The sequence below is a fragment of the Chryseobacterium sp. MEBOG06 genome, assembly GCF_021869765.1.
GTDB lineage: Bacteria > Bacteroidota > Bacteroidia > Flavobacteriales > Weeksellaceae > Chryseobacterium.
In genome coordinates this window covers 2,906,643-2,918,724 of record NZ_CP084580.1, presented here as the reverse complement: position 1 = coordinate 2,918,724, position 12,082 = coordinate 2,906,643, and the positions used below count along the sequence as shown (strand labels likewise).

General features: G+C 32.9%; 10 protein-coding genes and 1 pseudogene. 8 read left to right on the top strand and 3 right to left on the bottom strand.

All coding sequences use genetic code 11. From position 1 onward, the window contains the following. Positions 1 to 32 precede the first annotated feature (32 nt). Positions 33 to 221 (bottom strand): annotated as a pseudogene (locus LF887_RS24425) (T9SS type A sorting domain-containing protein); the annotation flags it as partial. Between the two features lie 818 nt (positions 222 to 1,039). On the opposite strand from LF887_RS24425, the gene LF887_RS13400 reads away from it, so the two are divergent. Further along, positions 1,040 to 1,798: a response regulator transcription factor gene (locus LF887_RS13400; protein WP_236854712.1), complete on the top strand. Its 759-nt coding sequence runs from the start codon at positions 1,040 to 1,042 to the stop codon at positions 1,796 to 1,798. A 389-nt stretch (positions 1,799 to 2,187) separates the two neighbouring features. On the opposite strand, the gene LF887_RS13395 is transcribed toward LF887_RS13400, so the two are convergent. Continuing rightward, positions 2,188 to 2,547, bottom strand: coding sequence for a prevent-host-death protein (locus LF887_RS13395; RefSeq protein ID WP_236854711.1), 360 nt, complete (start codon positions 2,545 to 2,547; stop codon positions 2,188 to 2,190). Between the two features lie 1,794 nt (positions 2,548 to 4,341). On the opposite strand from LF887_RS13395, the gene LF887_RS13390 reads away from it, so the two are divergent. The 7 genes from LF887_RS13390 (at position 4,342) to LF887_RS13360 (ending at position 11,322) form a co-directional block, all read left to right on the top strand. Further along, positions 4,342 to 4,992 carry a TetR/AcrR family transcriptional regulator gene (locus LF887_RS13390; RefSeq protein WP_236854710.1) on the top strand — a complete coding sequence of 217 codons (651 nt, stop codon included), beginning with the start codon at positions 4,342 to 4,344 and terminating at the stop codon, positions 4,990 to 4,992. Between the two features lie 778 nt (positions 4,993 to 5,770). Beyond that, positions 5,771 to 6,406, top strand: a complete 636-nt coding sequence (locus LF887_RS13385) for a TetR/AcrR family transcriptional regulator (RefSeq protein ID WP_236854709.1) — start codon at positions 5,771 to 5,773, stop codon at positions 6,404 to 6,406. A gap of 699 nt (positions 6,407 to 7,105) precedes the next feature. After that, the gene (locus LF887_RS13380; protein WP_236854708.1) at positions 7,106 to 7,762 is read left to right on the top strand and encodes a TetR/AcrR family transcriptional regulator; all 657 of its coding nucleotides are present in this window, start codon (positions 7,106 to 7,108) and stop codon (positions 7,760 to 7,762) included. Positions 7,763 to 8,149: 387 nt separating this feature from the next. Continuing rightward, positions 8,150 to 8,713 carry a TetR/AcrR family transcriptional regulator gene (locus LF887_RS13375; protein WP_236854707.1) on the top strand — a complete coding sequence of 188 codons (564 nt, stop codon included), beginning with the start codon at positions 8,150 to 8,152 and terminating at the stop codon, positions 8,711 to 8,713. A 1-nt stretch (position 8,714) separates the two neighbouring features. Then, entirely contained in the window at positions 8,715 to 10,109 is a 1,395-nt protein-coding gene (locus LF887_RS13370) for an MFS transporter (RefSeq protein ID WP_236854706.1), read from the top strand. Positions 10,110 to 10,124: 15 nt separating this feature from the next. Continuing rightward, the gene (locus LF887_RS13365; RefSeq protein WP_236854705.1) at positions 10,125 to 10,637 is read left to right on the top strand and encodes a methylated-DNA--[protein]-cysteine S-methyltransferase; all 513 of its coding nucleotides are present in this window, start codon (positions 10,125 to 10,127) and stop codon (positions 10,635 to 10,637) included. 16 nt (positions 10,638 to 10,653) lie between these two features. Continuing rightward, positions 10,654 to 11,322 carry a DNA-3-methyladenine glycosylase family protein gene (locus tag LF887_RS13360; RefSeq protein WP_236854704.1) on the top strand — a complete coding sequence of 223 codons (669 nt, stop codon included), beginning with the start codon at positions 10,654 to 10,656 and terminating at the stop codon, positions 11,320 to 11,322. 89 nt (positions 11,323 to 11,411) lie between these two features. Here LF887_RS13360 and LF887_RS13355 read toward each other — a convergent pair whose 3' ends face one another. Next, entirely contained in the window at positions 11,412 to 12,014 is a 603-nt protein-coding gene (locus tag LF887_RS13355) for an FMN-dependent NADH-azoreductase (RefSeq protein WP_236854703.1), read from the bottom strand. Positions 12,015 to 12,082 lie beyond the last annotated feature (68 nt).

Sequence of the window (12,082 nt, the reverse complement as noted above, 5' to 3'; positions counted from 1 at the left end):
AATAAGGTTGAGTTCATTACTAATAAAAGCTGTTATGGTTCTTTTATGAATTTCTTTTGTATGGTTCCTCGAACATCTTCTATTTCTATTACATAAACCCCATTGATAAGGTTACTTACATTAATAGAGTTATTCAGGGTGATACCAATTGATACTAGTCTTCCTGCAGCACTATAAAGCTTATATTTAGCTTTTGAGCTTATATTCGTGACGTACCAATACGGCCCTGGAAATTTCGTTTAGAAATCCAGAGATATTGATTCATTATCAAAAATTTGGGCGCTAAGTGGGAAGGGGAGGATCCTGTTATTTCACCTGATCACCTATTTTGAGATACGCGATCTGAATCGGAAGAATAATAGAATTATTTCTTTTTAATTACGTTCAACATTCGAAGCAAAAAAGATTTGTATAATTATTTTGAATGATATCCGTGATTATTTTATAAACAAAATATTAAATTCATTACAAAATACTCACCTGCAAATCAGAAATTACTTAATGTTTTTTTATTATCAAAATTCTTAACTTTACGATAGCTTAGCTACCGGCAAGTCTGTGATTATTTTTGGATGTTCTTTCATTTTATTAGAAGGGTTATTAGATTTTTTTACTTTATAATTATGATTTGGGTAAAAATAATTTAATAAAAATTTAATATTACTATACTTTCGTATAGTTTTAATTCCTTTAGTGATGAATTAAAATGATGATGAATAATCATGAGGCTCTTTTGTAATAAAGGATATGTGAATTTTGTCTTATTAAAAAAGACTTTCCTGAAACCTTATTGTCTTTGATCTTTTCATTTATTTTCTAATTTGTACCCCAAAAAATCTGAAAACATTTTTAACAGATATGGAAATAATCAATAAAATGGGGAATTATAGATTTTTTTAATGTTGAAATAAAAGATTTTCAGTTTTATGTTTAACTATAATTAAGTTTTAATAGATTTTTTATTTAGCTTAATTATGGATATGTTTGTAAAAATAATCTAATAAAATAGTTTTGTGTCCACTAATATCATGTCAAAAATATGAGTGATATAATAAATTCAGTTTGTAGCGATAATTCGTCGGTTTTACCAAAATCAGATGAAAAAAATGTATCAAACAAATACTTTAATACACTTAAATCTGTAGCAGAAACCAATTTTGGCTGTATTTACATTGCAGATCTGAAAACTGGGAAAATGGAGCTTATTTCCGAGAACCGTTTTCTTTTTTCAGGGCTGGGCTCTGTTGAAGTAGAGAAAATGGGATTCAATTTTTTTCGTAAATATACAAGATCAGAAGATCTTGACATATTGAAAAAAGTGAAGATCTATGGATTCAAATTCTTTGAATGTCTTTCACCGGAAGAGAAAAAACGGCATACTATTACTTATGATTTTCATGTTAAATACGCCAATAGTGTTGATGTACTTATCAATCATAAAATTACACCCATAGAATTGTGCGAAAAAGGAGACATTTCTAAAATAGTATGTGTAGTTTCATACTCACTCAACCGTGCTGCTGGTAATATTCGCGTACTATCAAATACTTCCGATACCTACTGGAAATATAATCTCTCTACAGGAAAATGGTCAGAAGAAGCCAAAATAACCTTAAAAATCAGGGAAATTGAAATCATCAGACTTTATCTTCAGGGAATGAAAATAGAAGAAATTGCTGAACAGCTGTTCGTTGCTCCAAGTACCATTAAATTTCACAGAAGTAAATTATTTGAGAGAATAGGAGTGAAAAATATTATCGAAGCCATTTCTTATGTGATCACCAATAATTTGATTTAGAAAAATTTAAATTTTAAAGTTGTCTTCAGTTAAAATCAGTGAACCGGATATTTTAATTTTTTAATTCTGAAATGTATTTCTTATAGTACAATCAAAAAAAAACCCAACATCTGCTGGGATTTTTAAGGATTGAAAAATCTATTTTTAATCTTTATGCCTTTACTTTATGATTTTTATACCTATCGGAAATTGCTGCATTCTAGAAAAACATCAGCATGAGTTCATCTAATTTTCATAAAGCACAAAACGGTATCGGTAAAATTCCTGTAACAAATAGTATTCCGATTATGCCCATAACATAAAATTGAAGTATTGGATTACTGCAATTTTTTTTAGAACAAAATGGGGATATTAAGCCTGTCAGCAGGGGTTAAAATACTAAGGGCAGATTAATTTAATTGATAGTTGGCGATCACTAAACTTAGAATGAAATGAACATAGTTCTGTTCAACATCTTTTCTGTTGACCAATCTGTTCTTATACTCGTAAGAGTTCAGATCTCTGCTTAATCTGTGGTAGACTTCAAAATCATCACCTTTAATCTTTACTCTGGTATTACCATCCCTTCTTTCAATCATTGTATTGTCTAAAGTTCTGACTTTAAATAAAGCTTCACATAATGTAGGACGAGCCTTCATAGAACCGATATATCTTTCAACTATATTAACCTTGAACGAATCAAATATGACCGTATTAAAAACAATTTTAGAGTTAGGCTCCTGAGTGTTGAGCTCAAGCTTATAATTCATTAATTTAAATTTTTTGGTAAATATAGGCTTAATTATACCAAATCACAGCCCATTTTTGATAGATTATTCCCATAATTTAATTATGCCCTATCAGTCAATTGCTGGAAATACTAAATTGAAGATTGTATTTATGCATACAAACACATGAAATATAAAGATAATCAGTTAAATAGAAGAATGAATTTTATATAATACTGATCAAATGAGAATTGATACTCAAAATATTTTAGAGTCAGTAAGAAATAAAAAACAGACAATGCCATCAGAATATTTAATGTTACCCTAGTCAAAATCAAACATGAGATTTTCAGGTTTTGCAGAAGCTGTTTTCATAATCTTTGGAAAATGGGCTATGATCAATTGCTTTGCTGGCTGCGTTTAAGAAATGAAAGAATATGCCCAAAATAAAACAGCAGCATTAGAATCCTATTGCTGCTGACTAAGTTTTGTGTTTTTACCTTAGTGGGTTTTCTCGAAATCTTTTTTAGTTTTTCAACTCACGTCGTGCTTAATATGTAAAATGGTTATTAGTTGGATGCAAATATACAAAATAAGACACTGTAAAGTGTCTAAAATTAATTTTTTTTATCTCCTCTCTTATTGATATTATGATAATGGAAAGAAAATGTTTGATAGAAGGTATTCAGAGCAATAATGATAAAGTAAAAAAGAATCTGATCTATTCAAATCAATAAAAAAAACAATAGTTTGGCGAACGCTTTTCCTGAAAATGAAAAAGTACCATTAGATGTCTAATGATACTCCTGTGTAAGTGATCTTACCTTAGTTGTTTAATATTCGAAACTATTTTTAAGTTGAGGGACGCGATTGCGACCTGAATTTTCACTTAAATAGTGTTTTAAAATACAAAACGGTTATTAGTTTGATGCAAATATAATAAATAAGACACTATAAAGTGTTTAAATTATTATTATTTTTTATTTATTTTACGAAAATAAGTGTAATGTTCTATATATTAGTCTTTTAAATGAGTGCTTTAAGAAGGAAAAAGTTGTAGTTAAACCCTATTAGCTTGGATATGCTGGATAAAGGTGAAAAAAAACAGGAGGCAGGGTAATATTTTCCCGAAAACGAAAAACACCATTAGATTTCTAATGATGTTTTTGTGTAAGTGTTTTTACCTTAGTTGTTTAATATTCGAAACTATCTTTAAATTGAGGGAACATAATTACGGTCTGAATTTTTCTTCTTTTTCAACTTAGATAGTGTTTTAAAATACAAAACGGTTATTAGTTTGATGCAAATATAATAAATAAGACACTATAAAGTGTTTAAAATGTTATTTTTTTTTCCTTTTTTCTGATTTGATTCATATAATATCTATAAAGCATTGTATATTAATTGATTAAATTATTGGTAAAAATAGAAAATATATTGTTCGAGGTTAAAATTTCAAAAAAAATTCCCATCAAACGGTTAAATATTTACATTCAAGGTCTTCCAATACCTTTGCTGAAGTTTCCTTCTTATAATAAATGCTTTTAATATAATCTACTCATTGTTAGGAAAAGTGACCATCCTTTCAACTTAAGAAAGCACCATTGAATTCCTAACGAGATTTTTGTTTAAATATTTTTCATTAGCTAATGAATGTCTGAAGCTGTCTTTATTGGATAGAGCATAATTACACTCTCAATTGTTTCTAATTCTCCCACTTTAACGGCTCTTTCTTATTTAGAATGGTTTTAGTTTCTACAAATATGCAAAATTAGACACTTGGTAGTGTCTAAAGTAGAAGGAATTTTCTTAAACTTGTATTATCTAATATTTACCATGGAAAGAAAGTCAGTAGGAGGTAATATCCGCAATAAAGAACGAAGTAAAAAGAAATTTTTAGATGCCGTAGGAAAAATCCTTAAAACCAAAGGATATGCCGCATTAAAAATTAATGATATTGCAACTATTGCCGGTGTAGATAAGAAGATGATTTACAATTATTTTGGAGGAATGGATGGCCTGATGGACGAATATATTCGCTCACAGGACTATTGGAGCAAAGTAACAATAGAGGAAATTGATAAAATAAAGCCGAAGACAGATGATGGAGGAAGATTATTTATGGAAGAAATGCTGATCTCTCAGTTTGATTATGTATACAAAAATAAGGAAGCACAGAAATTATTGTTGTGGCGCTTATCCGAACCTCGCAAATCACTGGCAAAACTGACTGCCAACCAGGAACAAAATGGAGAATATATTTTTAAACTGATGATGGATTCTCATTTCAGAGAAAATGCACAGAAGCTCCGTTCGATTATGGCGATTATAGTTTCCGGACTTTATTACCTTAATATGTATTCTTCTGTTAATGGAAGTGTTTTTTGTGGAATAGATGTTAATACCCCCGAAGGACGTGATAAAATTAAAAAAGCAGTTTCTTTTTTGATAGGCCAGTCCTATAAAAACCTGAAATGTTCAGACTAAGAAGATTTTGTATTGGTCTTTCCATCTCTATAAAAACAGCACCATAAGGGAATCCTATGATGCTGCTCTGTAATGTTTTACCTTAGTTGGTGTTTCTTCATTCTCTTGAATGGAGGAAACTGAGTAATACAATCTGAATTGTTTTGGCTTTTCAACTTAGATAGTGTTTAATATATAGAATGGTTGTTAGTTAGACACAAATATACACATTAAGACACTATAAAGTGTCTAGTAAATATTTTTTTTTGAATTTTATGATTAAAGACTGAAACTGATGGACGTCCTGAGTATTAATTCAACCCTTTATTTTATTTTATTTTATTTTATTTTCACACAAATCAATAAATCCGGATATATTGTTCCCGAGAACATAGATGTTTGAGATGAAATGTGCTCTAAAAATTAAAATCCCTGATGTGCTTAATTTTCAGATTTTAGATTAATGCTTATTAAACAGAATAGTAACTGAATTTATAAGACATGGGATAAATTTTATCAATAATTTTATCAACAGAAAAAACAGAAAAATAAAACAGCATCATTACAACTTCAATGATGCTGTTTGTGTGAGTGTTTTCCCTTAGCCGTCTAATATTCGCCTTATTCTAAGCTAAGGGAGAACTATGGTACAATCTGAATAGTTTTGATGCATTCAATTTTGACAGCGATTTTCTGTATATAGAATGGTTAAATTTTTGCAAATATATATAATAAGACACTAGCTAGTGTTTAAAATGATAAAAAAAATTCATAAACTTGTATCTTTGAATGTTTAGTCATGGAAAGAAAACCAGCAGCAGGAAGTATTAGAAATAAAGAACGCAGTAAAAAGAAATTTTTGGATGCGGTTGGAAAGATCCTTAAAACAAAGGGATATGCGGGTCTGAAAATAAACGATATTGCAGCCACAGCCGGAGTAGATAAGAAAATGATCTATACCTATTTTGGCGGCTTAGATGGTCTGATAGATGAATATATCCGTTTGCAGGATTATTGGAGTAAAGCGACCGCTAAAGAAGTTGAAAAAATACTCCCAAAAACAGATGATGGATGGGAATTATTTACCAAAGGAATGCTGCTGTCGCAATTTGATTATGTGTATGGCAACGTAGAAGCACAAAAACTGCTGCTTTGGCGCTTATCAGAATCCCGTACATCACTCGCTAAACTTACCGCTACCCAGGAAGAAAACGGAGAACATCTTTTTAAACTTATGGATACTCAGTTCAAAGAACACGAACAGGAATTCCGTTCAATCATGGCAATCATGGTTTCCGGGCTTTATTACCTTAATATGTTTTCTTCTGTGAATGGCAGTGTTTTCTGTGGAATAGATGTCAATACACCAGAAGGACGTGATAAAATCAAAGAAGCTGTATCTTTTTTAGTTGAACAATCCTATACAAAACTATAATATCTGAATAAGAAACCGGCCGAGCCTGATTACAATATAAGCTTTGCTTAGTAAGCATATGTTTTATAATGAGAGAAAATTATATTGTGAAAAGGCATTTTTCAACTTTATCTGGTAAACCAATACCTATAATCCAGTGACTTTAGCCTTACTAAAGGAAGAGAATTATCGAAAAAAGACTTAATTTTGAAGAAAATAGAAAACAGCATCATTAGTTTTCCAGTAATGCTGTTTACATTGAGTGCTTTTACCTTAGCTTTTTGTGTTCGAAATTCTCTTTAATTCTTCAGTTTAAATTGTGTTTAATAATGAAAATGGTTATTAGTTTGGTGCAAATATACACAATAAGACACTATAAAGTGTTTAAAATTTTAAAAATTAATTAAATTTAATATATCAGTTATTCGGGCAAGATGATAAAAATCCATGCAGATAGTAGCTGGATAAGATATTGACCGGTTTTTTTAAAAAAAGTATAGAAATGCAAGATTTAGAATGTTGAGGAATAAAGTGTTTTTATTTGCCGGATATTGGACGAAGCTCCTGTTAAAGTGGCCCGATTGTCTAATTACTTGGATTGGAATAATATATTTTTAAATACCCTATAATTAAGTTAATAAAAATAATTAAAATAAAACACTGTATAGTGATTAATAATTATAAAAAAATCCTTAAACTTGTATCATTGAATTTTTAGTCATGGAAAGAAAATCAGCAGCAGGAAGTATCAGAAACAAAGAGCGCAGCAAAAAGAAATTTTTGGATGCGGTTGGGAAAATTCTGAAAACAAAAGGACATGCCGGATTAAAAATAAACGATATTGCTGCTACAGCCGGAGTGGACAAAAAAATGATCTACACTTATTTTGGCGGTATGGATGGTCTTATGGATGAATATCTTCGGTCACAGGACTATTGGGTTCAGGTAACCAAAGAGGAAGTCGAAAAGATGAAACCAAATATAGAAGACGGTGGAAGAACATTCATCGAAGCAATGCTATTATCTCAGTTTGACTACGTATACAACAATAAAGAAGCTCAAAAGCTATTGTTGTGGACCATATCCGAACCCAGAAAATCATTGAAAAAATTAATTGATACCCAGGAACAAAACGGAGAATATATTTTTGAACTGATGATGACTCCTCATTTCAAAGAGAAAATGGATATCTACCGCTCGATAATGGCAATAATGGTTTCAGGTCTTTATTACCTGAATATGTATTCTTCTTTGAATGGAAGTGTCTTTTGTGGGGTTGATATGAATTCGCCGGAAGGACGTGCATCTGTAAAAAGAGCAATATCTTTTTTAGTTGAACAGACTTACAACAATCTGATTCCTGAGGGAGATTCGTAAGAACAATTTTAAACTAGATTTCAATTAAAATAGAAAAAAGAGGCATTGATTTGCCTCTTTTTTTGATGAATAATTAAGTATTATTCTTTAATTATTATCAATTTTTGTTTATCAGAAATTAATTAAATCTCAGAAAATGAGGTTCAGTTTTCGATGTAATTTATAGTGCTGTTTTTTTGAACTATGATCGGGAATCCTTTGTATCGGGGTGTTTTGGATGCTTTTTTTTTAATTAATCGTCAATTAATTGAAAAATCACTTTCGTTAAGATCAATAAAAAGTCGGATTATTACGATGACTATTAAGCAAGTGATAATATATAATATCGATATTAGTTTTATATAAAATAAATAGACAGACTTGTCTATTTATATGTAGCTTTGTCTCATGAAACAGAGAGGACAGGTCGTCATAGACAAAATATTGGATACTGCTGAGCATTTGTTTTATACTCAGGGCTACAGCAATACAGGTATCAATCAGATTATAGATGAAGCAGACATCGCAAAAGCATCCTTATATAAGCACTTTGAAACAAAGACTGACTTATTGGTTGCTTATGTTCAGCGTACTCATGAACGTTGGTTCAGCAGATTGGAAAATTCCGTAACCAAAGTGGAAGATCCTCAGAAAAAGCTTCTGGCAATTTTTGACTATCATATAGAACGGCAAGAAATCAGGCAATTCGGAGGATGTCCTTTTATAAAAGTAAATGATGAAGCTGGTACGGACGATCCCCGTGTTCTGGCCCAGATCCGGCTTATGAAGCAGCACAGCAAAGAATTCATTAAAGGCTTAGTGGCTGATTCCGGTCATAAAAAAGAATTGACAGATGAAGAACTGACGGAAACAATTTATACCATGCTGGAAGGGGCTATTGTGACTGCCTCTGTTTTTAAAAGCGCCAGTCCCATACAATCTGCAAAGCATATTATCCAAAAACTGATCTGAGATGAAAGAGGTAACAAATAAATGGCTGGAACTGGTGATTGTATTGGCAGCCCCTTTACTTTCTGTAATAGACGTATTTATCATCAATGTTGCGATTCCTACCATTAAGAAAGGGGTACATGGGACAGATGCTGAAATGCAGCTTGTTATTGCCGGATACCTTCTGGGATATGCAGCTTTCCTTATTACCGGAGGAAGAGCAGGAGACCACTTCGGGAGGAAAAAGGTTTTCTTCTGGGGAATGTTTGCCTTTACAGTCGCTTCATGTTTATGTGGATTGTCAAACTCTGCTTTACAACTTAATGTCACCCGGTTTTTTCAGGGATTGAGTGCTTCATTTATGGTACCTCAGACTATTGCCTTCATTCAGGTTCTCTTTACAGATACAAAAGAACGAGCAAAAGCATTTGGGCTGTATGGGATTACTTTAGGAACGGCAGCAGCAATAGGGCAGATTTTAGGAGGATATTTATCAGATACTCATTGGGTAATAGAAGGCTGGAGGCTCATCTTTTTTATTAATCTTCCCATAGGAATTATCACCCTCTGGGCTACCCATAAATATGTAACGGAAACACAGAAACATCAGAATACAAAATTTGATTATATAGGTATATCGATTTTGACACTGGCTCTATTTTCTCTTATTTATCCTTTAATTCAGGGGAGAGAGGCAGGCTGGCCATTATGGAGCTTGGGATTGATTGTTTCATCGGGGTGTCTTTTTCTATTCTTTATTTACAATCAGAAAAATAAACTCAGCAGAAATGAAAACCCTTTGATTGATGTACGATTATTTCAGATTAAAGATTTTAATATTGGATTGGTAGCTGTCTTATTCCATTTTATGCTGCATACAGCCTATCTTTTGCTGAGTGCGGTTTATCTGCAGAACGGTCTCGGTGTTTCGGCACTGGATTGCGGACTGTATTTTATAGCACCGGGGATATTATTTATTGCCTCTTCTGTAATTGCCTCGCGAATGATCATTATATTTGGAAAGCGGGTTTTACAGTTTGGCGTTACTATTCTGGCATTGGCATTTTATTTACAGATGGAATTGTGGAAACCCGGAATCAGTACGGGGTTAATTATTGGATTGATGGCACTATGGGGCTTTGGAAACGGACTGGTACTTCCTTCATTGCTTAATATTGCCCTCAAAAATGTTCCTCAGCAATATGCCGGAGCAGCAGCGGGAATTTATTCAACATTTCAGCAGACCGCTTCTGCACTCGGAGTAAGTATTATTGGTGGTGTGTTTTTCTATTTTTCTAAAAATGGATGGCAGGCTGCCTATCAGGCCGGGATCATAGGAATATTGACTTGTGTAGTACTGGTGGGAATAATGCTTTATCTGCTTCCCGGTAAAAAAGCAGTAAGTGGAGATCAATAATTAAAAAAAAGAAAGATGGAAAACTCTGAACAGCTAGTATATAAAGAGGTACAGTCACCAGTAGGAAATATAAGACTTATTGCTTCTGACAAAGGTCTTGCTGCCATATTGTGGGAAGGCGAAGATTATAAAAGAACAAAACTTTCCGTTCCTGTCCGTCAGGATGAATCACCTGTCCTTTTGCAGACTGAACAACAGCTGACAGAATATTTTGAAAATAAAAGGAAAGTCTTTGAGGTTCCTCTTGATTTGAAAGGCACTGAATTTCAAATGAAAGTATGGGAAGCTTTGTTAAAAATACCATATGGAGTCACAAAAACGTATGGCGATCTGGCCGGAATTCTTGGAGATGTAAAAGCTGTTCGTGCTGTAGGAGGAGCTTTAAATAAAAATCCAGTATCTATTATTGTTCCCTGCCACAGAATTGTGGGAGCATCAGGAAAGCTGGTCGGTTTTGCAGGAGGTATAGAAAATAAATCTGTTCTGCTTGATCTTGAAAGAGGTTTTACCATCCCTACTTTATTTTAACCTTAAGCATCGTACTATGAAAAACAGAAACCCTGCCATTCCAATAGTTGAAACGGAAACATTCAGTACAGATAATTTTCAGAAATTATGTGAATATCTGGCTGATCAGGATAAGGATCTTAAGTGGGTTTTAGATACACATGGTTATCCCCCGATGTGGACCCGCGAAAATACTTTTGAAACAGTTGTTCATATTATTCTGGAACAGCAGATTTCTCTCGCATCGGCTTTGGCAGCCCTAAACAAGCTTAAAGAAAAAACAAATAGAATAACTCCGGAAGCTATTTTTAGGCTTAATGATGAAGAGATGAGAGCGTGTTATGTCAGCCGGCAGAAAACGATTTACATCAGAGGGCTGGCACAGGCTATTGTAAATAGTGATATCGACCTGGAAAGCTTACCGCAAATGTCAGATGAAGAGGTTCGAAAGATTTTAGTAAGTCTGAAAGGGATCGGAAACTGGACTGCCGATGTCTATCTGATGTTTACCCTTCAGAGAACGGATATTTTTCCTATTGGAGATTTGGCGGCAGTGAATGCCTTAAAACGCCTCAAACAGCTTTCATCCTCAACTACAAAAGAAGAGATTCTGGAAATAAGTGAACAGTGGAAACCTTTCCGCTCAGTGGCTTCGATGATGCTTTGGCATTATTACCTTTCTGATCCGGTAAAAAAGAAAACTTAGATACCCATTTAAAAACCATTCATCAACTTAAAAGAAAAAGTGATCCCAAAAGTCAGACAATTAAACTTTTGAGACCACTTTTTAAGTCTCTATTCTACTACAATGCTTTCAATCCCTTTTTGTAAAGCCGTTTCCTGAATTACCGGAACGGATAAACCTTCCGCACGGACAACAGAAATATCTGTCATTCCCAAAAAGCCAAGCGTTTTCTGAAGGTAAGGTACTACAAAATCATAGGCCTGTCTTTCTCCTTCGGAATAAATACCGCCGCTTGAAAAAGCGACATATACTTTCTTGTTTTTAATCATTCCTTCCGGACCATTTTCATTATAACGGAAAGTAACCCCTGCTCTGGCAATATGGTCAAGCCAGGATTTCAAGGTAGAAGTAATACTGAAATTATACAGCGGAGCTTCAATGATGATGATATCCGCTTCCTGTAATTCAGCAATTACCGTATCCGAAAGCTTTACAGATTCCAATTGCTCGGAAGTACGGTTTTCAGCCGGAGTAAAAAATGCATTGATATGATTTTCTTCCAGATGAGGAAAAAGAGGATTTGTTAAGTCACGTTTTTTAAAAACACTGTCAGGGTATTTTGCGGTAATTTTTTCTACAACAGCATTTCCCAGTTTTTTGCTGACTGATGATTCACTTCTTGGACTTGAAATAATATGAAGTACTTGTTTCATTTTTTTATCTTTTTTAAAATTGACAGGTCAAAATTATTTATATTTACTAATAAAAAGATAGCAGTTAC